Annotated in this window: 24 protein-coding genes; 5 read left to right on the forward strand and 19 right to left on the reverse strand. The window is 37.8% G+C overall.

Annotated features, from left to right (window positions below; genetic code table 11):
- Positions 1-7 precede the first annotated feature (7 nt).
- From madL to ISU02_RS02155, 8 genes are all read right to left on the reverse strand, one after another.
- Positions 8-376 (reverse strand): malonate transporter subunit MadL, encoded by a 369-nt coding sequence (madL, locus tag ISU02_RS02120; RefSeq protein ID WP_194700120.1) that lies wholly within the window; start codon positions 374-376, stop codon positions 8-10.
- A 13-nt stretch (positions 377-389) separates the two neighbouring features.
- Positions 390-1,577: a CaiB/BaiF CoA transferase family protein gene (locus ISU02_RS02125; protein WP_194700121.1), complete on the reverse strand. Its 1,188-nt coding sequence runs from the start codon at positions 1,575-1,577 to the stop codon at positions 390-392.
- Positions 1,578-1,757: 180 nt separating this feature from the next.
- Positions 1,758-2,027, reverse strand: coding sequence for an acylphosphatase (locus tag ISU02_RS02130; RefSeq protein WP_194700122.1), 270 nt, complete (start codon positions 2,025-2,027; stop codon positions 1,758-1,760).
- 186 nt (positions 2,028-2,213) lie between these two features.
- Complete coding sequence (locus ISU02_RS02135) at positions 2,214-3,539, reverse strand: sigma-54-dependent transcriptional regulator (RefSeq protein ID WP_194700123.1); 1,326 nt, start codon at positions 3,537-3,539, stop codon at positions 2,214-2,216.
- Between the two features lie 4 nt (positions 3,540-3,543).
- On the reverse strand, positions 3,544-5,733 hold the full coding sequence (locus ISU02_RS02140) for a PAS domain-containing sensor histidine kinase (protein WP_194700124.1): 2,190 nt from the start codon (positions 5,731-5,733) through the stop codon (positions 3,544-3,546).
- Between the two features lie 106 nt (positions 5,734-5,839).
- Positions 5,840-6,514 (reverse strand): GNAT family N-acetyltransferase, encoded by a 675-nt coding sequence (locus tag ISU02_RS02145; protein ID WP_194700125.1) that lies wholly within the window; start codon positions 6,512-6,514, stop codon positions 5,840-5,842.
- 166 nt (positions 6,515-6,680) lie between these two features.
- Positions 6,681-7,229 carry a CD3072 family TudS-related putative desulfidase gene (locus tag ISU02_RS02150; RefSeq protein ID WP_194700126.1) on the reverse strand — a complete coding sequence of 183 codons (549 nt, stop codon included), beginning with the start codon at positions 7,227-7,229 and terminating at the stop codon, positions 6,681-6,683.
- Between the two features lie 132 nt (positions 7,230-7,361).
- Positions 7,362-8,351 (reverse strand): ABC transporter substrate-binding protein, encoded by a 990-nt coding sequence (locus tag ISU02_RS02155; protein ID WP_194700127.1) that lies wholly within the window; start codon positions 8,349-8,351, stop codon positions 7,362-7,364.
- A gap of 172 nt (positions 8,352-8,523) precedes the next feature.
- Here ISU02_RS02155 and ISU02_RS02160 point away from each other — a divergent pair, with 172 nt between their 5' ends.
- From ISU02_RS02160 to ISU02_RS02180, 5 genes are all read left to right on the forward strand, one after another.
- Complete coding sequence (locus ISU02_RS02160) at positions 8,524-10,356, forward strand: menaquinone biosynthesis decarboxylase (RefSeq protein WP_194700128.1); 1,833 nt, start codon at positions 8,524-8,526, stop codon at positions 10,354-10,356.
- Entirely contained in the window at positions 10,343-11,215 is an 873-nt protein-coding gene (locus ISU02_RS02165; RefSeq protein WP_194700129.1) for a UbiA-like polyprenyltransferase, read from the forward strand. The genes ISU02_RS02160 and ISU02_RS02165 overlap by 14 nt, the downstream gene beginning before the upstream one ends.
- 85 nt (positions 11,216-11,300) lie before the next feature.
- Positions 11,301-11,909, forward strand: coding sequence for a UbiX family flavin prenyltransferase (locus tag ISU02_RS02170; RefSeq protein ID WP_194700130.1), 609 nt, complete (start codon positions 11,301-11,303; stop codon positions 11,907-11,909).
- The gene (locus ISU02_RS02175; RefSeq protein WP_194700131.1) at positions 11,899-12,660 is read left to right on the forward strand and encodes an ABC transporter ATP-binding protein; all 762 of its coding nucleotides are present in this window, start codon (positions 11,899-11,901) and stop codon (positions 12,658-12,660) included. Before ISU02_RS02170 ends, ISU02_RS02175 begins: the two co-directional genes overlap by 11 nt.
- Positions 12,635-13,360 (forward strand): ABC transporter permease, encoded by a 726-nt coding sequence (locus ISU02_RS02180; RefSeq protein ID WP_194700132.1) that lies wholly within the window; start codon positions 12,635-12,637, stop codon positions 13,358-13,360. The genes ISU02_RS02175 and ISU02_RS02180 overlap by 26 nt, the downstream gene beginning before the upstream one ends.
- Here ISU02_RS02180 and ISU02_RS02185 read toward each other — a convergent pair.
- The 11 genes from ISU02_RS02185 to ISU02_RS02235 all read right to left on the reverse strand — a co-directional run bounded on the left by ISU02_RS02185 (position 13,328) and on the right by ISU02_RS02235 (position 25,854).
- Positions 13,328-14,410: an ABC transporter permease gene (locus tag ISU02_RS02185; RefSeq protein ID WP_194700133.1), complete on the reverse strand. Its 1,083-nt coding sequence runs from the start codon at positions 14,408-14,410 to the stop codon at positions 13,328-13,330. The two genes, ISU02_RS02180 and ISU02_RS02185, sit on opposite strands and share 33 nt — an antisense overlap.
- Positions 14,400-15,506 (reverse strand): efflux RND transporter periplasmic adaptor subunit, encoded by a 1,107-nt coding sequence (locus ISU02_RS02190; RefSeq protein ID WP_194700134.1) that lies wholly within the window; start codon positions 15,504-15,506, stop codon positions 14,400-14,402. Before ISU02_RS02190 ends, ISU02_RS02185 begins: the two co-directional genes overlap by 11 nt.
- Before the next feature lie 47 nt (positions 15,507-15,553).
- Positions 15,554-16,432, reverse strand: coding sequence for a carbohydrate ABC transporter permease (locus ISU02_RS02195; RefSeq protein WP_194700135.1), 879 nt, complete (start codon positions 16,430-16,432; stop codon positions 15,554-15,556).
- 8 nt (positions 16,433-16,440) lie between these two features.
- Entirely contained in the window at positions 16,441-17,262 is an 822-nt protein-coding gene (locus tag ISU02_RS02200; protein ID WP_228727700.1) for a carbohydrate ABC transporter permease, read from the reverse strand.
- A 46-nt stretch (positions 17,263-17,308) separates the two neighbouring features.
- On the reverse strand, positions 17,309-18,829 hold the full coding sequence (locus ISU02_RS02205) for an ABC transporter substrate-binding protein (protein WP_194700137.1): 1,521 nt from the start codon (positions 18,827-18,829) through the stop codon (positions 17,309-17,311).
- A gap of 221 nt (positions 18,830-19,050) precedes the next feature.
- Positions 19,051-20,460, reverse strand: a complete 1,410-nt coding sequence (locus tag ISU02_RS02210) for a HAMP domain-containing sensor histidine kinase (RefSeq protein WP_194700138.1) — start codon at positions 20,458-20,460, stop codon at positions 19,051-19,053.
- The gene (locus ISU02_RS02215) at positions 20,457-21,119 is read right to left on the reverse strand and encodes a response regulator transcription factor (RefSeq protein WP_194700139.1); all 663 of its coding nucleotides are present in this window, start codon (positions 21,117-21,119) and stop codon (positions 20,457-20,459) included. Before ISU02_RS02215 ends, ISU02_RS02210 begins: the two co-directional genes overlap by 4 nt.
- Positions 21,120-21,259: 140 nt before the next feature.
- Entirely contained in the window at positions 21,260-22,504 is a 1,245-nt protein-coding gene (locus tag ISU02_RS02220) for an aspartate aminotransferase family protein (RefSeq protein ID WP_194700140.1), read from the reverse strand.
- A 12-nt stretch (positions 22,505-22,516) separates the two neighbouring features.
- The gene (locus ISU02_RS02225) at positions 22,517-24,472 is read right to left on the reverse strand and encodes a U32 family peptidase (RefSeq protein ID WP_194700141.1); all 1,956 of its coding nucleotides are present in this window, start codon (positions 24,470-24,472) and stop codon (positions 22,517-22,519) included.
- Between the two features lie 188 nt (positions 24,473-24,660).
- Complete coding sequence (locus ISU02_RS02230; RefSeq protein WP_194700142.1) at positions 24,661-25,212, reverse strand: DJ-1/PfpI family protein; 552 nt, start codon at positions 25,210-25,212, stop codon at positions 24,661-24,663.
- Positions 25,213-25,278: 66 nt separating this feature from the next.
- Positions 25,279-25,854: a GNAT family N-acetyltransferase gene (locus ISU02_RS02235; RefSeq protein ID WP_194700143.1), complete on the reverse strand. Its 576-nt coding sequence runs from the start codon at positions 25,852-25,854 to the stop codon at positions 25,279-25,281.
- Between the last annotated feature and the right edge of the window lie 11 nt (positions 25,855-25,865).

Here is a 25,865-nt window from a genome sequence, read left to right on the forward strand (position 1 = left end):
CACCTCCCTATTTTTCTGTTTTCTCTGAGCCCAATTTTCCAATTACAGGTACTAAGAACATAGAACCTATTGTAGCAACACCGCCAGCGACAAAAGCAATGGAGCCACCACTAAAAGCGGCAACTACATTTTGAATGCCCGCCATGGCAACAACAATAGGAATATAAAGAGCACTTAATAAGTAAATGCCATTTTTTGTTCTTTCAGACCAACCGCCATTTTTTTCAACATAATTGCTCAATAAAATCAAGATTAGCATTGCAAAACCAACGCCGCCAACATTTCCCGAAATACCGAGTGTCTTACCGATAAAATACCCTATAAAAGAGCCTACATACATACAAAATGCGACGATGCCCAAACCATAAATCTCCATATTATACCTCCCATTAAAATACTTGATTCATTTTTAATTGATCTATTTTTTCATCAGAATAATTTAGAAGTTCTTTTAAGATTTCATAAGTGTCCTCGCCTAAAATAGGAGCCGCTTTTTTAATAGAACCTGGTGTCTTACTCATTTTAATTGGCACGCCTGGAATGTGTGTTGTTCCAGCGACGCTATGCTCTACTTCCACAACCATTTCTCTTTGGATAACTTGCTCATCTTTAGTCACCATTTCGATATTGTTGATAGGACCACATGGGACACCCGCTTTAGTGAGGTTCGCATACCAATCTGCTGTTGATTTCGTCTTTAAGATTTCTGAAAGAATCGTTTTCAATTCATCGTAATGAGCATTTCTCTGAGGATTGGTTGCAAACTTTTCATCATCTGCAAGTGCTTCTTGCCCAATCTCAATACAGAATTTTTTCCAGAGATTATCATTACCTGCAGCAATCATAATTTCGCCATCAGAGGTTTCAAATGGTTCAAATGGCACAATTGAAGCATGTTTATTGCCAGCAGGTTTAGGAGAAATGCCTGTTGCAAAATAGCGTGCAAGTGCATTTTCAAGGATTGCGACTTGGCAGTCCAACATAGACACATCAATTTTTTGGCCTTCTCCCGTATCCTTTAAATGGTTTACAGCCGCTAAGATGCCAATTGCGGTAAAGAGTCCTGCTGTGATATCCCCCACAGAAGGGCCCACTCGCGTTGGTTTACCGCCGAGTTGACCAGTAATACTCATAATGCCTCCCATAGCTTGAACAACGCCATCATAAGCAGGACGTTTGCTATAGGGGCCTGTATGACCAAAACCAGAACTTGCCGCGTAAATCAATCTTGGATTAACCTCTTTTAATACATCGTAGCCAAAGCCCAATTTTTCCATAGTGCCAGGCCTAAAATTTTCTACAACAATATCCACATTTTTAATAAGTTCAAAAAAAATAGTTTTTGCTTCTGGATTTTTAAGATCTAAGGTCATACTGCGTTTATTTCTGTTAATGCTCATGAAATAAGCGCTTTCTCCATTGACATATGGCCCAAACTGTCTGGAATCATCCCCTTTTTTTGGTGCTTCGATTTTAATGACATCTGCGCCAAGGTCGGCTAAGACCATTGTGCAATAGGGACCTGCAAGAACTCTTGTCATATCTAGAATCTTTAATCCCTCTAATGCTTGTTTCATGTGATACCTCCCGTATTAAAATTTGTTTGTACACCTTTAGTTAAGTTGCAATATGAATGCCAATTGTTTTTATATTGCTAAAGGTTGAAATTTCAATATGGATATAATTTTTTAAATAAAAAATCGGTAACATTATTACCAGTGCTGATAATAATGTTACCGATTTAATTAAAATAGCCACTAAAGGATGACAAATTTGCGTTCGCGTTCGAGCAGTTGAATTTGATCTACATCAATAGCGCTGATGCTTGAAAATCCATTGCCCTTTCTTAATGCCGTTAAGAAAGTTTCAATTGTTTTAGAATCTCCTTGTATTTCCATTTCAACAGTGCCATCGTATAAATTTTTCACCCATCCAGTAAGTTCGTACTGCTTTGCAAGGTGATAAGCAAAATACCTAAATCCAACGGCCTGAACACGACCATGTATGATTGCGTGAATTCTAATCATGGCAGTCCTCCTTCTTTTTCAAGTTAAATAATTCAAAGTTAAATAATTCAAAGTTAAATAATTCAAAGTTAAATAATTCAAATTTAAGTGATTCAAAGTAAAATGATGCTAAATTTCTTAAGTAAAATGATTGAAGAGAAACCTCAGATTCCAGTTTGAATCATAATGATGATTTCCAGTATGGATTCAGGAATGATTGGAAATGCCATACTTATCTATTTTACGTCTTAAAGTCAATCTTGAAATTTGAAGCGCTTCAGCTGCTTTAGTGATGTTCCAGTTATATTGAGAGAGCGCTCTCAATACAGCTTCGTGCTCTGCTTGTTCTAGATGGCTGAATTGCCCTTTCCCTCTTGGATCGTCGTCAGTGAGTTCATATGGCAATTCCTCCATGAATAAGATATCTGAATCACTTAAGATCATAAGGCGCTCGATGATATTTTTAAGTTCTCTGATATTGCCAGGCCAACTGTACTTATAAAACAGTTCTAGCATATCTTCTGAAAGGCCTTTTACATTTTTACCTAGAAGTTGATTGTAAATCTGAATAAAATGCTCAATAAGGATTGGAATATCCTCTTTACGTTCTCTGAGCGGTGGCACTCTAATGGGAATTATATTTAGTCGATAGAATAGATCTTTTCTAAACGTGTTGGCTTCAACTTCAGAAATTAAATCTTTGTTGGTAGCCGCTATGACCATGGCATTAAAGGTAATTTCATAATTGCCGCCAATTCTTCTGTAAGTTTTCTCTTGTAAAACGCGCAACAATTTGGCCTGAAGATCAATGTCCATATCACCGATTTCATCTAAAAAAAGAACCCCATTTTCTGCATATTCCAGTAACCCGATACGCTGCTTTTTTGCATCTGAAAAGGCACCCATTTCATGTCCAAAGAGTTCACTTTCTTGCAGATGTTTAGGAATGGCGGCACAGTTAATGGCAACGAAAGGTTTGTCCGGTTTACAAATAGAGTGAATTTGCTTTGCCACAAGTTCCTTACCTGTGCCACTTTCGCCATTTATCAAAACACAAGTGCTAAACTGTATTTTAGACAGTTTTTTAAGCTTTGCAACAATCGTTGTAATTGCATCGGATTTGCCTACCATTTGATTGGGATTTTCACTTGACTGGGAAATAAGCGCTTTTTCTCTTATATAAAAATCCAATTGCTTAATGGCATTGAGCATTTCCTCTATTGAGAAGGGTTTTGTAAAATAATCATGTGCCCCCAGTTTCATGGCTTGAACAGCGAGCTTTACTTCACTTAAATGTGTCATCATAATCACAGTGCAATTTTCATTTTGTTGTTTCATGAGCTTTAAAACTTCAATACCTGAAATGTCGGGCAATTTGATATCCAAGATTACCAAATCAATACTTTGAGTTTTAAAAATCGCTAAGCCATCCATACCGTTTTCAGCACTGAATAGGGTTGCATTGAGCTTCTTTAATCCCAAAGTAAGCGATACACGTATGCTTTTTTCATCATCTATTACAAGAATTTTCATTTGATCAATCCTTTTTAAAATTTATTTTAAAAATGGAGCCTCTACCTATTTCGGATTCCACAGTGAGTATGCAACCATTTTCTTTTAGAGCATTATATGCAATAAATAGGCCTAATCCAGTGCCATCTTCTCTTGTGGTATAGAATGGGTAAAAGAGTTTTGAAATGACTTCTTCACTCATACCCTTTCCGGTATCTTCAATCGTCAGAGTCACATGTGTTTCACTTTCTGTAAGGGTGATGACAATAGAACCTTTATTTTCAATGGCTTGACTTGCATTTTTAAGAATGTTGATTATGGCTTGCTTGACGCTTCTAGATTCAAGATTTAGGATAATTGGATCGCTTGGAATCTGTTTGACCAATCTGATGCAATTGGTGTCGATTTCGCTCTTTAGTAGGTCAAGACTACTTTTAATAATTTTAACGAGGTCGACAGGTGTCTTTTGCGCATTGGAACTTCTCACAAAATCGAGGAAATTAATAACCAAAATATTGAGATCATTGACCTCTTCGCTGAGTAAATTCAAGACTTCTCTTTGCGAATCCTCACTGATTTCTTTATCTTTCAAAAGCTCAATGAGATTGGCCATGCCTGCAAGTGGATTGCCAATATCGTGAATAATTGAGGCAGATAACTCGCCGATTGTATGAATTCGATCCTCTTTTCGAAGTTCTTGCTCAAGGATTTTCATGGCTGTAATATCTCTGAACTGTAGCACGATTCCAAGATAATTGCCAGAAGGATCTGTAACACGAGAGCATGTGTAACTGATGGAAACATATTTATTTTGTGATGCAATCAATGTGGTTTCTAAATCTGTAACATGTTGATCATAATGAATGACATTTAAAACTTCCTGTTTAATATTCAATTTGAGAATTTCCAAAATCTCAAAGAAGTCGTGTCCGATCATTTCGTCTTGTCCAAGTCCCGTTATTTTAGTAGCTTGCGCATTGAAAATAGTAATTTCATATTTGGAATCTGCCACAATAATGCCACTGTGCACGCTGGCTAAAATATTTTTAAGATATTGCTGAATTCTGTTTTCACTTATGACAGAACTTTCAAGTTCCGATAGGTTGTTTTTTAGATTCTGCCCCATTTCCACAAAGGCGTGACTGAGTTCTAAAAGCTCATTACTGTCGGAATCACTTGAACTAACGCTGATGCCTTCGTTGTACTTCAGTGTTGTTGGAAGTGCACGAACTTGCTGAACCAACTGTTTGATAGGCAATGTGATCCATCGCGCTAGAACCAGGCCAATGATCAGTGCAAACATTAAAACCATGGTCTGAATAATAACCAATTGATTAGTGGAGTTCAAAATTTCTCTATTTACAGTATCTTTATTTTGTTCGACCACAATCATCCAGTTGTAGCCCTCTAAAAAGGTAATGGATGCATAATAATCATCGTCGCCTATTGTATATTTTGTATTTATATTTTGATGGTTTTTTAAAATATTTAAAATTTCAGGATTGCGATCATAGGCCTTAATCCCAAGATCTGTCACGGCAATGAGTTCTTGGTCAATATCATAGTCTGGATGTATGACAATTGCCCCATAGGCATCAGTAATCCAAAGCTTGCCGTTAAAACCGAGTTTGACGTCTTTGAGTATTTTTTCTATATTGCCAAGGGGAATACCCGCGCCAATTAAGCCGACGATTTCATCAGATTTGTTTTTGACAGGTGCAGCTGTTATAAAATGCGGTTTGCCTAAAACGCTACTGACGAGTAATTCACTTATAGTGGACTCTTCTTTGTTTCCCATGATATCCCAATAATAGTTTCTGTCCGTGTAAAGTCTGCCTTGGACATTTTCATTGGAGGGCTTTGAAAAGACCATCTGTGCCTTTTGATTCATAAAGAAAATCAAATCAAAATAGTTAAAATTATCATAAATTCTAAAAATTTCACTCTTGATTTGTTCTAAATCACCACTGCTTTGAGACGAAAAATTAGCAGCGGTAATGACTGTATCTGTTGCATTTTTAAGATAAAGTGTCAATTCATTGGAGATCATTTCAGAAATAATCATGTTTTTAGACTCAATATTGTCTTCAAGTTTATATCTGAATATGAGCTGTAAAACCAAACCAGTTACCAAGACGCAGATCAGTGCAAAGATAGAGATAAAGAAAGGAATACGAAACTGAATGCTATTTCTTTTTAAGGATAATTTCTTCATGTAAGTATACCCTCCTCTTTCTTGCGAATAAGCTACATCAAATGTTAAGTAAAACGATCTTTAAATAAGGCATTAGGTATGTTGATTTTTCAAACAAGGGGATGGTTTATTCAAGTAAACTGATTTGAATTTCATCCACTTGACCTTTAAGTTTGAAGCCAACGTTAGAATAAGCTTTATTAGAAGCCTGTACAGACTTATCTGTATAGAACATAGGGATTTTACCCTTTTCAATGATCTGCTTGCACAAGGCATTTACAAGTGCCCCGGCGTACCCTTTTTTTCGATGCAGCGGTGGTGTATAGATTTCATTTAACCGAACATGGCGCTCAGATCGATGTGCAATATTCCCCATACACACGATTTCACCTTGATTTTTCCACACATAGAAATCATCCGCACTGATAAAGTGCCTTGCGGTATCTTCCATTTGTGCCATCGTACGGTCGTAATCAAAACAGTCCTTCATAAAGCCTTTAAAGAAACTGGCAATGATCATAAGATCATCTAAACTCGGTTTTTCTAAAGTGCCTTCTACCTTCTTTTGAAAGGTTGTTTGTATACAATCATAAGTGAGCATGGACATTTTATCAACTACATTTATAAGATTTTGATCCATAAAGTGTGATTTTAGCGTATTTATGAGGGTTGGTTTTGAAATTAAGGTTATTTCATGTTCTGATTTTAAATGTTCATCTAAAAACCGAATTAAGGCATCTATTGAAGTCTTTTGAACAGAATCTGATGTCCAAAGCCATCCTTTTGTCTTCGAATTGCTCAATAAGATCTTCCTCTTCTGAGCACAGCAGAATGGCATCTTTGTTTTCTTTTATCAAATGTATCAAATTGAATGAGACTTCATCTTTTAAAAAGGCTGATGATAAAAATAGATGAGATGTGTTTGAAATTTGCTTGAGCATAAGTGACCTCCATTGGCAATAATAAACTTATTGAGTTAAGAGTTGTTTTACTTTTAAAATAGATTCTTCATAAGTTGATGTTTTTATACCCATAAAATGAATTTTAATATTCTTTTCTGTTAATCTATTCTGAAGAAGTGCCATAAAAACACCTGTTCCTATGACTTCTTTATCTTGATCAGAAGTTGTGTCGATACCACAACTTGGAGAACGGTTTACACCGATGATCCCAATGATTTCAAAACCGTAGCGCATATATTCTTCAATTTGATAAAGTGCTTGATCAACTAAACTTGCAAGCTTGATTTTATTGTGATCAGCGTTCAATGAATTTCTAATTCGGGTGTTTTCAACGGTGACGGGGGATAAAGCGCCATGAATATTGCCTCTATCGAGTCCGAGACAGTTGAGTTCAGGACACGGAAGCTGAACAATGCCTATGTCATTAGAAATGATCAATTGAATGAGTTCATTCAGTGCACCCGGAAAATCTGCAGTACCGTCAGATATAGCGTTTTGATTCAATATACAGTGTGATACAAAAATGATCTTTTTACTTCTATTATCGTCAAACATAATAACCTCCAATATGTAAATAGTCTACACCGATCGTTAAAAATGACGTTGCGACAAGATTTGAGCCAAAAGATTTTCGCCGAGTTGATAATCGGGAAAATCTTCAGCAAAATCTTTAGTAGAACTTAAAACTTAAGGTTTAGAAATAAATTCTAAATCCGTTAAATCGTCGTAACTTAAGTCTTTTTTGATAAGACTTCCCTTCTTCATCCACTCCAATGTCGCCTCAAATGTTTTTTGATCTGGAGCTTTCACATGCTCAAACACAGGCATTTCAAATTGGTCTTTTAAAACGGGTGGAAAGCCCAATGTGTCTATTAAGAGGTCAAAATATTCAGAGCTTGGCGTTGCATTGAGATAATCAACGGCTTCATTATAAGCTTCATACATTAACTGAATACTGGTTGAGCTTTCTGCTATTGCACTGTCTGATGCAATGAAAATCCCCGGATATAATCCCATCTCTTCGGTGCTACCGATTAAAGCACCACCCTCTAGCATTGCTGCTGAAGCAAGCGGGTCCGGTAAAGTAGCACCTTGTAGTTCACCTGCTTTAAGCATTTCAAGTCTTACAGGCATTTGTGGTATAGCAATTTTCTTGAGCTTTGACGAGAATTGTTTTGATTCTGCAATTTTTTCAGTGGCAAAATCAATAACCGTATTGGAAGACAGCCCAATAGAGAGTGATTGAGAACCAATGAAATCCTCGCTTGCCAAAGAGGGCGAAGTGACCAGTTTGTAGTTGCCATAAGTCGATCCAATCATTTTCGAATTGAAGCCGGACTCATTATAGAAAAGAATCGTGAGCATATCTGCCATGACGCCATCTAGATTTCCCGTTTGAAGGGCCGTATCTCTGTCCATTGCGCTTCTGAAAACGGTGATTTCCACAGGTAAGTTTCTATTAGCAAAAAAGCCTTTTTCTTTGGCAATGATAAATGGAATTGCACCCACATCGGACATGACACCTATCTTGAGTGTTGGCAAGAGATCCGAGGTAGGTTCATTTTCTGAGAGGGGTGCCAAACTCTCCTTTTGACCGTTGAGATCATCTTGTGCCTTACAGCCCCCTAGAGCAAATAGCATAAATACTATTAATAATAAAGCTAATAAACGTTTCATTCAATGCCTCCTGTGCAGTTCTTTATGATTTCTATTTTTATGGTTTCACTGCTTTTTTATTTTAGCATATTCGAGTTCGAGTGACCAGTTTACAGAATCGTCACACAATGATAGTTTAGTTGACACACCACCTTAAAATGGCTACAATTTTAAGTGAATTGGAGGGTTTGGTATGATATATAGAGATTTACCAAAATTTTTAGAAGCTTTAGAAGCAAAGCAGTTAATAGATACAATTGAAGTTGAAGTGGATCCAGAACTTGAGATTACAGAAATTGCGGATCGTATTTCAAAGCAATACGGTAAAGCATTAAAATTTACAAACGTTAAGGGGTCACCTTTTCCACTTGTGATTAATACAATGGGCACATATGAGCGCTTAAATTTGGGACTGGGTGTGAATTCACTGGATGAGATTGCAGATCAGATTGAAGACTATATGGATTTGAGTGCTTATGTGACTTTAAAAGGCAAAATTAAATCCATTCCAAAGTTGGCACCACTGCCTTTTATCTTCCCAAGAAAGGTCAAGCATGCGCCTTGTCAAGAAGTTGTGGAAGCACCTAATCTCAACCTTCTGCCTATCATAAAATGTTGGCCCCAAGATGGTGGCAAGTATATCACTCTGCCACTGGTCTTTACGAAAGATCCAGAGACGGGGCAACAGAATGTAGGCATGTATAGGCTACAGGTCTATGATGAGAAAACCACTGGTATGCACTGGCATCTTCATAAAGATGGCAAGGAAATTTATGAGAAATATCGAAAGTTGGGCAAGAAGATGCCTGTTTCTGTTGCCATCGGATGTGATCCAGCAACGATTTATGCGGCAACAGCGCCACTGCCTAAGATGATTGATGAGATGATCTTTGCAGGTTATTTGAAAAGAAAACCAATAGAAGTTGTGAGATGTCTGACAAATGATATTTTTGTCCCTGCTCACTCTGAATTTGTACTCGAAGGATATGTGGATTTAGAAGAACTCAGGACAGAAGGTCCGTTTGGAGATCACACGGGATATTATTCGTTGTCTGATGACTATCCTGTTTTTCATATAGAGAAAATAACACGTAAAAAAAATCCGATTTACCCCACTACCATCGTTGGAAAACCGCCTATGGAAGATTGCTATTTAGGAAAAGCCACTGAACGCATTTTCCTACCTCTTATGAAGATTCAATGTCCGGAACTTGTGGATATAGACTTCCCTCTTGAGGGTGTTTTTCATAATTGTGCCATTGTCTCTATTAAAAAGGCATTTCCATTGCATGGCAATAAAGTCTTATATGCACTTTGGGGACTGGGACAAATGATGTATACGAAGATGATTATCGTGGTGGATGAAACGGTGAATGTACATGATTATAAAGCCGTTGTTGAGGCCATGGCTAGCCATGTTACCAAGACAAATCATCTGGTGATTTCAGAAGGACCGCTTGACGCACTAGATCATGCTTCAAACAGAGCTTTTCAAGGTTTTAGGTTGGGTATTGATGCGACGAAAAAATTACCGCTTGAACAAATGAGTGAAGCGCGGCGTCATATAGACTCTTCAAATCAAAACGATGCAGGGTCTACAAAAGGGACCACTAAAGATTCCCTTAAAGATTCCACTAAAGAATCTCTAGAACGCATAACTTTTAAGGCGATCATGTCAAAATGTGTCGACATTATGCCCTTCACTAAAAATAAAGGGTTAAAGGCTCAAGCCTATTTAAGTTCAAGAGCTAATGATCTAAACTCAAAGCCAGTGGTCATCCTCGTTGATGATTGGATTGATCCGTCAGATTATTCTACGGTGTCATGGAAAATTTTCAATAATATTGATCCTATGCGTGATTTGATAAAAATGGACAGAATAGATGGGACACTCTTTATTGGATTGGATGCCACTAAAAAAGGCCCAGAAGATGGCTTGATGAGACCTTGGCCGGATGATATTGAAATGAGTGCAGAAATAGTAGAGAAAGTAAATCAAAGGTGGACAGAATATGGTTTTAAATAACAGGATAAGAAGTAAACTTAAAACGTATGGTGAGCTTGTGATGTTCTCACATACATTGTTTTCTCTCCCCTTCGCTCTTATGGCAATGTTTCTAGCAGCAGACGGATTACCGTCACTGGGACTAATTCTATGGATTTTATTGGCCTTGTTCGCCGGTAGAAATGGCGCCAACGCATTGAATCGATATGTGGATGCGGAATTTGACGCTCGAAACCCAAGAACTGCCCAGAGACATATCCCCTCTGGAAGCGTTAAACGCAATGAGGCGCTCTACATTACAATTGTGTGTTATATCTTGTTCGTATTTGCGGCTGCTCAGATCAATACGCTGTGTCTTTTATTGTCCCCTGTTGCGCTTATACTCTTTACTTTGTACTCTTACACCAAACGTTTTACTTGGTTATGCCATGTGATTTTAGGCATCACATGTGCAGGTGCGCCTGTGGGTGCTTGGCTTGCAGTGAGAGGTCAATTTGAGCTTGTACCTCTTGTTTTTGCAGCAATAGTAACGCTTTGGGTGAGCGGTTTTGATATCATTTATGGTACTCAGGATATTGAGTTTGACAGGGCTGTGGGCCTTTTTTCTATACCTGCGCGCTTTGGCTATAGAGGTGCGCTTTGGATTGCCAGGGCATTTCATTTTATGATGTGGATTTTATTGATTGCCCTATATTTTATAACAAATTTGGGTATTGTCTATATAGTGGGCGTGATGCTAAGTGGTGTACTCTTAGTTCTTGAACACTATATGGTGGAGCCTTCACATCGTGAGAAGATGAATTTTGCTTCATATCATATCAATCAGATTATTTCAATGTTGTTATTAATAGCAACAACAGTGGATGTATTTATATTCTAGAGGTATGTATAATTTAGGTACTTCTAATTCAGGTACTTCTATTTCAGGTATGTATATTTCGGAATTTAATTTTAATGGAGGCAACATGAAAAAAATAATTGTGGGCATTACTGGTGCCAGTGGCAGCATTTTTGCCCATAGAATCATAGAATCTTTGCTATCCCTTGGGCATGAGGTGCATTTGGTAGTGAGTTCAAATGGCGAAAAAGTATGTGCTTATGAGTTAAATCAATCTTTTGAGACTTTGATTAACCATTATAAAAGCCTCACTGCAAATGAAAGCACGGGGCATTCCAAATGCTTTGTCTATGATAATGCTGATCTATTCTCTCAGATTGCCAGTGGTTCTTATAAAACGGACGCCATGGTGGTGGTTCCTTGTAGTATGGGCACACTCTCTAAAATTTCACAGGGATTGTCTGAAAGTTTGCTGACGAGAGCGGCGGATGTGATGATTAAGGAACAGCGCAAGTTAGTACTAGTGACGCGAGAATCACCGCTTTCCCCCATTCATCTAGAAAATATGCTCAAGCTCAGTCGTTTAGGCGTAGTGATTATGCCGCCTGTGCCTGCATTTTACAACAAACCGCAAACGCTTGCTGAAAGTGTTGATATGAGTGTTGGGCGCATATTGGAATTACTGAATGTTGAAAACCCACATCACAAGATATGGAGAAACGAAAATGAAATCTGATTTACTCATGGTTGTGAAAGACCTATCAGTTCACTATCCAAACAGATCTGCCCTGCATAAGATTTCACTGGAGATCTTGGCAAATGAAGCCTATATAATACTAGGGCCTTCAGGGTGTGGCAAGACAACGCTTTTATACGCTATAGCAGACTTGCTCACACATAAAGCTTGTGTTGAAGGGTCTAGAATTGCGCCACGGCCTCTTAAAAAAAGCCTTGTCCTTCAAGATTACGGCCTTTTTCCTTGGAAGACTGTGCTTCAAAATGTGATGCTTCCCATCGAACTCGAAACCCGTAAGGATGACAAGGCAAGCGAACGCGCTATGTTTATGCTCAAACATCTGAAGCTGGATGCGCATTTGGATGAATACCCATCGACGTTAAGTGGCGGTCAGAAGCAACGTGTAGCCCTTGCCCGGTCATGGGTTATTGAACCCGATTTATTGCTTATGGATGAGCCCTTTTCATCACTGGATGCGTTGACTCGTGAACAACTTCAAGAAGATGTACTGACTTTGTTTAATCAATCTAGAATGAGCATGATCACGGTAACACACAGCATAGAAGAGGCCGTGCTCTTAGGACGACATATTTTGATCTTATCGGATGAAGGCACTTTAAGTCATGAAATTATAAATCCCACTTTTAATCTGGAACGCGCCAGAGAAAATGAAGCTTATTATGAGCAGTGCATTGAAATTAGAAAACTTTTAAAGGAGGACCAGTATGAAAAAACAGCCCTTCCTCTATAGCTTGATTCTAATTTTGATTCTATGGCAGGTTTCAACTTGGGTTGTGCAGAAAAATTTCCTGCCCTCCCCTGTTGTAACCGTTCAATATATGGCGACACATTTGCTCTTATTGCTTAAACATATGAGCATTAGTTTATATAGAATATTGGTGGCGATTGTCATCACTGTGTTCTTAGGAAGTATGGTAGGCATTGTTACTGCAAGAAATGAAATCGTCGATTGCGCGATGACACCACTGCTCTATACGCTTTATCCGGTACCTAAAATTGCTTTTTTACCACTTTTGATGCTCTTTTTAGGTCTTGGTGATGCGTCTAAGATTACGCTTGTGGCATTAATTCTCTTTTTTCAAATTGTGATTTCAGTTAGAGATAGTGTCAAAGCGATACATCCTTCCTACTTCATTTCAATTCAATCCCTTGGGGCAACGAGAACTCAAATTTATAGACATGTGATTTTGCCTGCAATTCTGCCTTCTCTTTTCACATCGCTTAGAATCAGTGTGGGCACCAGCATTTCAGTGCTGTTTTTTGCAGAAAACTTTGCCACGCAGTATGGTATTGGTTTCTTCATCATGGACAGTTGGCTAAAACTTGATTATATTTCGATGTTCGCTGGAATCGTCACCATCAGTTTTATGGGAAGCGCTCTCTTTAGCCTACTGGACTTATTTGAATCGAAGCTTTGTCGTTGGAGCTGATGCTCTTTTGTAAAAGGTCCCCATTAAAAGTAAACTGATGCTTATGAAAAGGCCGATGAGTAAAGTTTGTGATATAAAAAAGAGATTTTTCATTTGTAAATAGACCTGTGTAAAGGCTGAAATATCGCTGAGCACAGGTAATTCTGGGGTATTGTGCCAAACTAAAAAAAAGGTTATAGAGCTCGGGATAAGCTTGAGTATGACGGCGATTATCAATAGAATTTCACCTAAATGAAAAAACAGTTTTAGGACAGTTTTAGGATGAGATCGAAGCCATGTAACCACGTAAAATTGTTTTGATAGACTTTTGATAAGCTCTATATTTTCCCGTAAACACATCCTTTTTTGTCTGAGACGCAATAAGAAGAGCGCAATTATGATCCAGCTCAATCCCACATAAAAGCTACCATGAATCAATGTCAATAAGGGATTGGATTCAAGAAAATGATAGTCACTTCTTTCTAGCCCTAGCGCAATGCACTTATTTTCAATTTCACTTTTTTTAAAACGCTCTTCCATATGAACGATAAAAGCATTTGGACTCTGATCTGAGACGGCGGGCACATAGATAATGTTTTCCGCCTTGTTTTTATCGTCTAAGACTCCTTCGATTGTATATGTCTCTTCTGATAAGTCTATGTGCAAACCCCGTATGTTGTCATTTCCGAACATAGCATACGCTGCAGTTTTGTTGAGAACTGCCATTTTTTTTTGCTTTTTTTGATCTTGCTCTGAAAAAAATGATCCGGATGAAATATTTTTCCCTGAGAGTAAGGGATAAGCATAGTTTGTTTTGATTAAAGCGACAGGATAGCTCCGGTTTAAAATTTTTAAGGTTTCTGCTGAGCGGATTTCATAGGACGATAGAAAAGCTTCTTGAGTCAGTTTTTCTAGAGCTTTTGAACTTATTTTAGAAGTATTGGATAAAGTTGGCGTTGCCAACAACAGATTTTCACAGTGTAGTTGGTCGCTGAAAATAGAAATAGACAGAAGACCTATGCCAAAACTGATGATAAGGATCCACAACATCAACTGGACTCTATTTTGCAAAAAAATCACCTTCATTCTCAAGGATTACGGTACCCCCTTCTTTTAAAGGCTTATTGCTCAACAGCACAAAGGGTTCAAAAAAGGTAATGCCCTTGGTAATAATCGTATATTCATGGTCATTGTCGCCAATATAAACGTGCAACTTTTGAATATAGAATTCGTTGCCAAACATCCCTTCTCTCTGCTTGATCTGATAGAGAAAATAACCGTTTGAATCCTTTTGTACCAGTCCGTTGGGGACAAGAATATGTGTCTCGACGCCTTTCTTTTCAAATTCTACTTCGAAGGTTTCGCCAAATTTTACATCGTTTGACTGTATGCGAACGATGACCTTCTTTTTATTTTTTTCTGGACGGACCTCAGTGACAACGCCTTCAAAAGTATGCGATAAATTTTTCACCTTGCACGTATCGCCTTCAATGATAAAGTCATTGTCTGGGGATACAAGACAATTGAGTATGAAGTTTCCTGAGAGACCGCAAGTAGCAACACATTCATCGCGTGCTAACTCTTGTCCTTCGTGGATTGGAACGTCTAAAACCAGCATATTATTGGGCGCATAAAGAGTCATGGCCCCTGATTTTTGAAGATTTTTACTGTCAAGTATAAGCGTTTCTTTTTGGGCATACAAGGCCTCGATATCTCTGGTCTGTTTTTCAAACTCAGCCTGTGCAATAATCCCTGCGTCATAGAGTACTTTAGATTTACTTAGATCAAGCTCTGCATTATTGATTTCCCAATCTATTTGCTTGAGCTCATTTGCATTCTTCTTGCGGGCGAGCATTCTCGATTCAGTTTCTGACAGTTTTACCAAAGGTTGATCCTTCAAGACGTAATCGCCTTTTTTTATGAAGACCTCGTCAACGTGACCGTCGTCACTTGTATAGATCTTGATTTCCTTTGCCCACTCGGTGACTTCACGAACGGTTTCAATTTTATTGAGGGTACCATTTAGCGGTAGTGTACCTGTCACAACAGGCAGATTATAGTTATAGATGGTCTTGGAAACAAAGGTTAATATGACCAGTGCGATGATGAGTATGCCACCAATTCTTTTAAAGGGGGATCTTTTTTTTACATCATATGAATTTTGCATGAATGGTTTCCTTTTCTTCTTATTCTTTTCTTCTTATTCTTTTTTTCCTATTTGATGCCGGATAACTCGATGCCCTTTTTCAGATCCTTTTGGCTGATACCTAAAAAATAGAGCGGCAGAAGCATATAAATGGTAGAGAGCGCGAAAATCAAACTGATATTATCAGTAGATATCGTAGAGAGAAATACTGAAAGCGGCTTTTTGTAAGGTTCTTTTATAAAGATAATGACTTGTTCCACAACATTCCAATATTCGATAAATACAAGCATGGACAAGGCTGTAATACTGGATTTCATTTGCGGAAGTACAATGTGCCAAAGCATATAAAATGAGTTTGCGCCATCTAATTGAGCCGCTTCGAAACACGATTTAGGGATACTTATTATCGCTTGCCTGAGCAAGAAAGTTCCAAAGGGTGCAAAAATCCCTGGGAGTATAATGGCAAGATAACTCGTTGAAAATTTGAGTTTATCGGCAATGATATAGTTTGGGACTAAAACGGCCTGTAATGGCATGAGCATAACCACAATATAGATAAAAAAGATTTTTTCTTTATATGGCCACTGCCAAATGGTGAATCCATATGCAGTTAGCACAGAAATAATGATATTGCCTAAGACCACAGGGACAGTAATCTTAAGGGAATTTTCTAATAAAATTAGGAATATGGGTTGATTGATCAACGCATCTTTATATTGTGAAGTTGTAATCTGATTTGGAATAAGCGTTATTTGGACAAATTTCTCCTTTATACCATTTATTAAATCAAAGATGGACGGCGTTGTATTATAATGAGCGAGGATCTCATTTTGAGGCATAAAAGAATTTGTAAAAGTTACGATAAGAGGCATTAAAAACAGGATACATAATAGTGTTAGAAAAATTGAAATGATCCTATTGGGTAATTGCGCTCTTTTTTTTGACAAGGGTGATCTCATTCTCTTTGCCGCCTTTCAAACCAGAGTAAAAAATAGACTAAAGGGGTGATTACCAATACCAACACGCAAGTTGCTGTGGTCAATTTAGGGTAATTCAATGCATAAAACATATTGTTCATAAAGTGCTGAAGCATATAAATGCGTTCGTTAGGATAATTGCCTGTTAGCAGATAGACTTCTTTGAAGATCTTAAAGGAGTTAATGATGGACATAATTGTAACGAGTACAGTCGTTGGGATTAATTCAGGTAATGTGATCTTGAAAAAACTTTGAACTGCACCTGCGCCATCGATAGATGCTGCTTCGTAGTACATTTTTGGAATATTGTGGAGTCCAACCATGAATAAGATCATATTGTAGCCCATGTTTTTCCAGATAAAAATAAGTACGATCACATAGATTGACGATGTGCTTTCAAGCCAGTTAACGCTTGATATGCCAATAGAAGATAATATGAAGTTGATATAGCCTTTTTTGGAGAATAGCGCTTTCCAGAAAAAAACCATGGAGCCTGAAGGCATAACAAGCGGGATCATAAAAATCAGTGTAAAAACAGCCTTGTACTTCTCCACTCGATTGATGAGCATTGCAAGGAGCAAAGAAATAGACATGGCAAGTGGTACACTAATGCAAATGAAATATAAGGTGTTTTCCAGTCCCAAAAGATAGGGTTTACTATGGAAAAGTTCAATAAAATTTTTTAAACCCACAAATATGCCATTTGCGGGTTTATCGGTAAAGGCGTACTTCGCAGACAGAATAAAAGGCCATATATAGAATAAGGTGAATCCTGTAAATCCCATAAGGAGATAAGGCATACTAGAAGTCCCCCTATTTTTTGGTTTTGGGGAATGTAAAGTGGATTTATTCATTGAGATACAACTCTATTTTGTTTTGTAGTATATTTGCAACTTCATCCGATGTTTTATTGCCAGAGAAGAAATCAACAATTTCATTTGAGATAATCATGTCAATATGATCATCTTTAACTGGGGCATTGTTAAGCGCATTGGAAAATGCTTCAATGGTGTTCACATAGTAATCGTATACTTTTTGGCTTTTCTCTTTAGATTCGGCATCTTCTTTTTGTATCATATCTAGAGTCTCCAGTTTTGCCCTTTCACTGCGTGCGTGGTTGTTGATAGGGAGCCCACCTAAGAACATGGTTTGATCAGATTGATTGGCATCGCTTATAATAAATTTTAAGAATGCCCACGCCAAAGCCTTATTTTTAGAATTAGAGTTAATGCTAAAGGCTTGTGTATATCTGAAATTCACCTTGCCATCAGCATTGGATAAAAGCCCTAGAACTTCATCGTGCGTATCGTCTCCAACAAGTATGTTGGCTGAACGTGAGGGTTCTAATTCAAATTTTCGAGTGACATCTTCTAAAAGTGAAAAGCTGGATTTTACTTTATAAAAAAACTGTTCGCTTCTTATTTTTTCAAAGTCCTCCAATGTAAATTCACCCGATTCAGAGTCTGGATTCAAATAGGCTTTATCACCATATGCTTTTACGGATTCTAAAAGTTTAGCAAAGCGGCCATCTGTCAGATTGATTTTTTTGTTTTCAATATCGATGTAAGATTCATAGTCCATGTTAAAGAGCGCATTGAATGTTTGTGGGCCAGCAGTTGTGTGAAACATTTTTATAGGCTGATTTGTATTTGCTTTGGCCCTATTAAAGGGCAACAAGCCATCTTCGAATAATTGATTATAAGTATACTTACCTCTACTTTTCAGTTTTTCCTGTTCTTCTTCAGTGAAGAGTGATTTGTCATATGCAACATAATCAAACATATAATCCAGTGGCATGATATACTGACCGTTATTATATTTTAGGGCATGAATTATATTTTCTCTATAATTTGAAATGTCAAAGTCCTTATCTTGATCCATGTATAACTGAAGATCTTCAAGTAGATTCGCATCTGTGTATTTATTGTAGGGCAAAACATCCATTGCAAGCAGATCAGCCCCCTGCCCACTCATTAATTCGGTATTGATTTTTTGAATATAGTCAGCACGTTCTTGTTCTTCATTATCTCTTGTTGAAACTGTAATGCCATTTTCAAGTGTCTTCATCACAGGCATAGAGGCGAAGGTTTCAACATGGATTTTAGTACCTGGATTTTTGGCTTCAAAAGCCTTTGCAGCTTTTTCCATTGTGTCCTTGTAAAACATCGTATCATAGCAAGATACAGTAAGTTCACCTGATAAGTCTTCCGTTAGTAATGATTCTAAAGGGTCTTTCTCAGAAGTCGCTTGACTTATGGCGTTTTCACTTGGAGCGTTTTCAGAGGTCCCGAGTGCATTTGATTGCCCGCAGCTTGTTGTAAATAGTCCTAAAATTACAATAAAAAATAACAAAATACATTTCTTCATAATAATCCTCCATCTGTTTTATGATTTATAGTCACTGTTATATTAAGGGTTACATCTGTACTTCACTTGAACTTAAACTGTAGTTTTAATGTAGTTGGATATTTTTTAGTAATGGAATAACCTTTTTATATGAGATCATAAAAAAACTGCCCTTATGGCAGTTTTACATACTGAGAAATAGTTATAGTTCAAAATAGTTGTCGTAAAAAACATCACGGACATCAATCGTGAATGGGTAAATCCATGAAAAAAATCACATCATGTCCTTTTGTTTCAAGAGAAAAAGTAATTTCAAGAGAATCCAGTATTTTTTTTACGATGGTAAGTCCTAATCCACCACCTTTATCACTTGGGCTTCTCGCCTGATCTGCCCTATAAAAAGGCTCATAGAGTTTATTTTTTGTTTCATCATCTATTTTTGAATTTGTGTTGAGAATGCATAGGCGTACTTGATCTGATGCATGTGTCTCGGTCCAAATTCGAATTTCTTCGTTTTTAGAAGAGTTTTGAATGGCATTCATGATGACATTGGAGAGCACTGTACTGATCATTTTACGATCGGTATAACAGGAAATGCTTTCTGGTACATTGACGATGATGTTCTGTTCTTTTCTGTCTGCAAGTGTATTGTATTCTAGTAAGAGCGTTGTGATGGTTTTCAGGAGAAATACTTGTTCCTTTTGTGGTACGATTCTTTCGTCTGAGAGCTTTACAATTTCTAGAATTTCGTTTACAATCCGACTTTGTGTCCTTGTCATTTCGAGGCATTTTCTCAAGTATTTTGGGTGATTATCATAATCGCCAATGCCGGCAAGCATCCCTTCAAGCAAAGCTGATACGGCGGAGATGGGTGTTTTGAGCTCGTGAGATGCCGCTGAAAAAAAATACCGCTGATTTTCTTCCATTTCTTTTTCACGGATAATTTCCAATTGTAATTCCGAAATCGTGTATTTTAATTTTTCATACATATTGTAGACATCTTTAGTGAGTTGTCCAACTTCATCTTTTCTTGTCTCTTGGTATGAAACTGCTTCAAGGCACGACATCTTATGCGTATCCGCAGCAAGTTTTTTGATTGGACGTGTGATCCCCTTTGCAAACAATACAGCGCCGACAATGCTTACACCCAGCAATAGAACTAGAGTAAAGACAACATTTTCTATAAATTTTTTGTTGGATTCGCTACTGACTGTCACAGATAAAGTACGAACCAATAGATTGTCGTCTAAGGCAATTGTAATACCGTCTTTTGTATCGCCTTTTGAATTAGCAGAAGTGTCTTTTACACTGGACTGAACGTTTATATTTTGAGTATGATCAGAGTGTATTAAGTCGCTATTAACCGTTGTATAAATCGTCGTACCATCTTGTGTCTCCACACTAAAAGAAATGGACTGATTTTTATCATGAAATGAGTCTGCCATTTTTACGGCTTCTATAATGTCATCATTTTGATCAATGCTTGCTTTCAAAGATTCAAAAATCGCTGTATATTGCTGTACTTGAAGGTACTCATAAAATTCTTTTGCCTGTTGTGCAAAAACCAGAAGTGTAACTGTGATTGTAAGGAAAAAGCATAGTAATGTATACAGAAAAATTTTTTCAAAGATTCCAAAGCGAAGTTTTGTCATCGAACGTCCTCCAAGCTGTAACCGATACCTCTGATGGTCTTGATGATGTTGACAGGTAATTTGGCGCGCAGATTTTTAATATGCGTATGTATGACGCCTTCCTCGCCATCAAAATCGTATCCCCATATTCTAGTGAGAATGGTCTGGTGTGTAATCACTTTACCCTTATTCTGTGCGAGTAAGAGTAAAATTTCAAATTCTCTCAGAGTAAGTGCAATGGCAGTGTCATCGTAAATAGCTTTATATGAATCTATATTGAGTAAGAGACCACCCACACAAATTTCCTTTTGAAGGACGCCACTTCGCCTCAAGAGCGCTTCCACACGTTTGATGAGAATTTGCATGGAAAAGGGTTTGGTTACGTAATCGTCCACTTCATTTTGAAAGGCAATCAATTGATTCAAATCATCTGATAAAGCAGTCATCATCAAAACGGGTGCAGTGCTGATCTTTCTAAATGCCTTTAAGAGTTCATGACCGTCAATACCAGGCAACATGATGTCAAGAATCAAAAGTTGATAACTTTTATCATAAAACATTTCAAGTGCCACATCACCATGGAAGGCGGTATCCACTAAAAAACCCTCATTTTGGAGGAACGTCTTAACCGTATCGCAAATGGTTTTATTATCTTCAACTACTAAAATATTAATATCCATGTCAGCATCACCTCCACATCATATTAGCAGATAAAACTGTAGTTTTTCTGAAGTCGGAATAAAGCTAAACAACAAGTTGAGTCATTGAGAAGTCGCTCAACTTGTTGTTATATGAAAGATTATAGTGCAAAATATCTGTTTTAGAGTTCTGTAAAGGCTTCTTTAAATGCCTGAATGAGCAAGTCAATATCTGCCTTATGAATGACAAGTGGTGGCTGTAAGGCGATGACATCACGATTCATGCCATTCTTGCCCACGATAAAGCCCTTTTGAAGCATCTTCTCAAGTATTTGGTCCACTATTTCAGAGCTGCTTAGCGTCATACCCACCATGAGGCCAAGACCTCTGACATCTTCTATCATCTTAAATTCGTTTTTCAACTGTAAAAGTTTTTCTTTAAGATAGTTGCCTAGATCTTCTGACTGCTTGCAAAGCTTATTGTCTTCAATAAAATCCAGAACAGCTAATCCTGTACTCATGGATACAGGATTGCCGCCAAGTGTGGATGCAGAAGGCTTGTTGAATGATTTGGCAATATGTGGCCTAGCGGAGAATGCCCCCACGGGAACCCCATTGCCGAGTGCTTTTGCCATAGTTATGATGTCAGGCACCACATCAAAATGTTCTATGGCAAACATTTTTCCTGTCCGGGCGAAGCCAGTTTGTACTTCATCTGTTATGAGAAGTACACCATAGGACTCTAAGAGTGTCTTCAAACGTTTAAAAAAAGTCCTGTGAGGTATATTGATCCCACCATTCCCTTGTATGGGCTCCACGATACAGGCTGCAATTTCATCTGCATTTGTCTTTAATATATGCTCAACACTCTCAAGTGAAGCATTAGAGATTGCTTTAATATCTGCTTCGGACCCCATGAACCCCTTTGCAAAATAAACATTGGGATCTAAGAAGGGATCAATACGCCACATGGGAATGCCAGTGACACTCATGGTTAGTGCAGAACGTCCGTGTAAGCCACCTTCAAAGGCAATAAAGCCGCGCTTTCCAGTGTGAAGTCTAGCCAATAAAAGTGCCCCTTCATTGGCCTCTGTGCCGCTACAGCAGAAAAACGTATTTTTTATGTCTCCAGGTAAATATTTTGCCAGTCTTTCGGCGAGTAGAACCATGGGTTCTGTGAGATAGATAATGGAAGTATGTTGAAGTGTTTGGAGTTGAGTTGTGGTTTTTTGAGTGATTGCGGGTTCGCAATGTCCACAGTTGACGACGGTGACACCTGCAAAAAAATCGCGGTAACATTTGCCTTGGTCATCATATAAGAACTGACCTGCACCTTTTACAATATGTGGCGGGTTCTTATAAAAATGCATGGCATTGGGAAAAAAATAGTCCTTTTTAAGTTGTATGATGTCGGATGATGTTAACATATTGCCTCCTTTCTACTTGTCAAAGGGTAATGCTCCAAAGGTATATGCTTCAAATGGATGACGTGAGTGATTAAATGCCTCCCCTTTCTGATGAGCCGAGAGAAAATCTTTGACGCATTTAATGTTTTCTTCAATTTGTTCAGTGGTCATGGTTTGCGCTTCTATTCTCAGCATTTTAACTGAACTGTAAGACAGGATTTCAGTTAGAACGGGTAAAAGTGACAGGGATTTTTGAGTGAGTAAATGTGTGCGCTGGTGCTGATCTCTATACAAATCATAAGCCCCTGCCTCATTATGCAGTGTCAGTTTTCCCATTACGTCTGAATTGAGTGCATTGTGAAAGTCATGCTCAAAATACATGGCCACAAGTCGCCCAAGTACAGGCAATTCCAGATTGTGATTGGAATCAAGAAGAGGCTTTAAATCAATTGCTGTGAGCTCAACTGAGGGCATAAATTGACTCAATCCATGATGCCTATAGAAATCCGCTGCGAGCGAATTGAATATATTGAGGCTATAATCTCCGACGATTTGAAGGCCAAGTGATTTGAACTTACTAAGTGCGCCTAAGTTGCCGATCAGGATACCATCCATATGAGGTGCAAGCTTTGAAAGCCATACTTCATAGTGATCCAATTGCATTTCATTCATCATGCGTGGTGTGCCAACATAGATTTCTGTGGTCTGTGCTTTGGATTTCAATTTTTTTAGAGTTTCAATACTCATGGGGCGATCGGGTTCATAGATATCACCAGAGATATAGATTCTGTCGACACCTGCTTTAATAGCACTTTCAGCTTGTGCGACATTGTTGACCCTAATTGAAATCTTCGGTATAGGACGCTCTGAAAGGCTGATTTCAGGAGAGTTGGTTATAGGCGTATTGTTCAATATGGCTTCTGAACTCAGCGTTTTGCTAAGCCGTGTTTTGACTTGTTCAATCTGAGAAAAGGCGATGCTCTTTTCTGCTGTGGGCGTACTGAACATTTTTCCAGTGGAATAAAACTTGCCAGTGCCCTCGTAACGTGTATTTATATTTGAGACACCCGGTTTCCCAAAGGCATACCCCGTGGATAAATCTCTTTTACGAGATGTTTGGATGGTTTCCAAATCCTTAAACCGATCATAGCCTATGGGATCTTCTATAAATCGATCCATGGCATCACCATAGTAATTGATGAGTTTGGTGATAAAGTCTGCCTCTCTCATGCGCCCCTCTATTTTAAAGGCGGTTACGCCAGCATGAATCATTTCAGGCAGATGGGCATATAGGCATAGATCTTTTACAGCCATTGGAAAACTTTTATTGTTTGAATCTTGAATATTTTCAGCATCAGCCGATGTGGAAAACCACCAGCGACAGGGTTTTAAGCATTTGCCTCTATTACTGCTCATACCAAAGAGCATGGATGAATAATAGCATTGTGCACCATGTGCAATGCACATATCTCCGTGGGTAAAATACTCGATCTCCATATCGGTTTGAGTTTTAATCCATTTGACCTCTTCAAGACTTGCTTCCCTAGATAACACTACTCTTGTAACCTGATGTGCTTTTAAAGTGTCAATCATGGGCAAGTTATGAACATTCATCATAACAGAAGCATGTACTTCAAGATCTAAATTTAATTGCCTGATGAGTTCTATGATTGCAAAATCCTGAACGATAAGTGCATCTGGCTTGACTTGAGCTAGAAAAGTCAAGTAGGTCTTGGCAATTTCAATTTCATCAAAATCGATAAGATTGTTAACCGTGATGTAAACTTTTTTATGGTTTACGTGGGCTATTCGAATAGCCTCAGTAATTTCCTCGTTTGTAAAGTTAAAGCCTTTACGGATCATCCGCATATTGAGTGATTGTCCACCAAAATAGATGGCATCACACTTTGTCTGTACGACCTCTTTAAAAATTTCAAAATTACCTGAAGGTGCGAGCAACTCAAGAGGTCTCCCTTTAAAAAATCTCATTTCTACTCCTTTAATTGTACATTTCTCTATATAGTACCATTCATAAGTATACCATTTCTCAAATAATTTGTGCAGAGTTTACTTTATCCCTTTATTTATGAATTAAAAAGAGACCTTGGGTTGACATAATATATTTATGTTAACTCAAGGCCGCTTAAATTCGTTTAACCTGATAATTGCTTACAGACTTATCCTTTAAAATATTTAAAAAATTGAATGGTTTCTTCGTAATCTGCATCATCTTTGTAGATAGACATCATTTTACCAATTTCAAGCCCAAAATCTACATAGCCATTTGCTTTCGCTGTGATGATATTCCCTGAGACAACTATATTTTGATCTAAATAATTGTTTGGATCAAAGACGCTGAACTCAGTGATTGGTAGTGGTGTTGTGTATTTTAGACCCTTTAATAAGCCACTATTTGCAAGAGCTAAAGTGCCTGAACAAATGCCGCCAATTTTAACTTTCTTCGCGTGTAAATTTTGCAACAAATTTGATAAGCTTTTATTATTTTCAAAAGATTTAGGATCACCACCAGGTATTATCAATAAGTCTACGTTATCTACATTGACTTCATTTAAAGTGATATGAGGTATGGTAATAAACCCTTCTTGAGAAGTCACTGGTTGATCAGTCAGACCAACCGTTATGATATCTCCGACTGTTTTCATAAAATAGTTGGCAAGGACAACTTCGAATTGTACAAAGCCTTCATAGATTAGGACATAAGTTTTCATATTGAACCTCGATTTCTTTTGCGTTACGGTATCATTACATAATCAAATGTTTTGAAATGCAATTTGTTACCTCATGTGGTCATGTCTTTCATATTCTTCTCGGGTCATGCCAAAGAGCAGAACATCATGATATTTCCCCTCAGTGTAGACCATTTGTGATCGGACACCCTCTTCGACACAGCCGAGTTTTTTGAGCATTTTTGGTGAGCCTATATTATCATCGAGTACAGTACCATAGTATTTGTTTAACCGTCTTTCGTAAAAAGCATAATCCAATAGTATTTTCATGGCTGCTGTACCATAGCCCATACCTCTATGATCACGATCAATTAGCAATCCGATGCTAAACGTACCATTTCTCTCATCAATGGAATTCAGATTGATAGCCCCCACAGTGTTGCCTTTCATATCTTCAATACCAAACATTAATCGTTCTGAGTTATCAGGAAAATCTTTAAAGTTATCTAAAAATTCTCTTGCTTCATTCTCTGTAGGCGGAAGTTCTACTTCATAATTTACAAGGCGTCTACCTGGTGTATCGAATCGGTTATAGTAATGAAATTCCCAGTCTTCATCTTTTAATGCACGTAATATGACTTGATCGTTCTGCCAATAGTAATTGTCTAATTTTAAGGGTTTCATAAAATCACCTC

Source organism: Fusibacter ferrireducens, assembly GCF_015352425.1.
GTDB lineage: Bacteria > Bacillota > Clostridia > Peptostreptococcales > Acidaminobacteraceae > Fusibacter_A > Fusibacter_A ferrireducens.

Coding starts and splice junctions, on each gene's coding strand:
- ISU02_RS02170 (WP_194700130.1), top strand. CDS start 11,301: ATGAAAAAAATAATTGTGGGCATTACTGGTGCCAGTGGCAGCATTTTT.
- ISU02_RS02135 (WP_194700123.1), bottom strand. CDS start 3,539: ATGAAAATTCTTGTAATAGATGATGAAAAAAGCATACGTGTATCGCTT.
- ISU02_RS02190 (WP_194700134.1), bottom strand. CDS start 15,506: ATGCAAAATTCATATGATGTAAAAAAAAGATCCCCCTTTAAAAGAATT.
- ISU02_RS02200 (WP_228727700.1), bottom strand. CDS start 17,262: ATGCCTTATCTCCTTATGGGATTTACAGGATTCACCTTATTCTATATA.
- ISU02_RS02140 (WP_194700124.1), bottom strand. CDS start 5,733: ATGAAGAAATTATCCTTAAAAAGAAATAGCATTCAGTTTCGTATTCCT.
- ISU02_RS02130 (WP_194700122.1), bottom strand. CDS start 2,027: ATGATTAGAATTCACGCAATCATACATGGTCGTGTTCAGGCCGTTGGA.
- ISU02_RS02225 (WP_194700141.1), bottom strand. CDS start 24,472: ATGAGATTTTTTAAAGGGAGACCTCTTGAGTTGCTCGCACCTTCAGGT.
- ISU02_RS02150 (WP_194700126.1), bottom strand. CDS start 7,229: ATGTTTGACGATAATAGAAGTAAAAAGATCATTTTTGTATCACACTGT.
- ISU02_RS02160 (WP_194700128.1), top strand. CDS start 8,524: ATGATATATAGAGATTTACCAAAATTTTTAGAAGCTTTAGAAGCAAAG.
- ISU02_RS02205 (WP_194700137.1), bottom strand. CDS start 18,829: ATGAAGAAATGTATTTTGTTATTTTTTATTGTAATTTTAGGACTATTT.
- ISU02_RS02165 (WP_194700129.1), top strand. CDS start 10,343: ATGGTTTTAAATAACAGGATAAGAAGTAAACTTAAAACGTATGGTGAG.
- ISU02_RS02125 (WP_194700121.1), bottom strand. CDS start 1,577: ATGAAACAAGCATTAGAGGGATTAAAGATTCTAGATATGACAAGAGTT.
- ISU02_RS02155 (WP_194700127.1), bottom strand. CDS start 8,351: ATGAAACGTTTATTAGCTTTATTATTAATAGTATTTATGCTATTTGCT.
- ISU02_RS02220 (WP_194700140.1), bottom strand. CDS start 22,504: ATGTTAACATCATCCGACATCATACAACTTAAAAAGGACTATTTTTTT.
- ISU02_RS02210 (WP_194700138.1), bottom strand. CDS start 20,460: ATGACAAAACTTCGCTTTGGAATCTTTGAAAAAATTTTTCTGTATACA.
- ISU02_RS02175 (WP_194700131.1), top strand. CDS start 11,899: ATGAAATCTGATTTACTCATGGTTGTGAAAGACCTATCAGTTCACTAT.
- ISU02_RS02215 (WP_194700139.1), bottom strand. CDS start 21,119: ATGGATATTAATATTTTAGTAGTTGAAGATAATAAAACCATTTGCGAT.
- ISU02_RS02235 (WP_194700143.1), bottom strand. CDS start 25,854: ATGAAACCCTTAAAATTAGACAATTACTATTGGCAGAACGATCAAGTC.
- ISU02_RS02180 (WP_194700132.1), top strand. CDS start 12,635: ATGAAAAAACAGCCCTTCCTCTATAGCTTGATTCTAATTTTGATTCTA.
- ISU02_RS02230 (WP_194700142.1), bottom strand. CDS start 25,212: ATGAAAACTTATGTCCTAATCTATGAAGGCTTTGTACAATTCGAAGTT.
- madL (WP_194700120.1), bottom strand. CDS start 376: ATGGAGATTTATGGTTTGGGCATCGTCGCATTTTGTATGTATGTAGGC.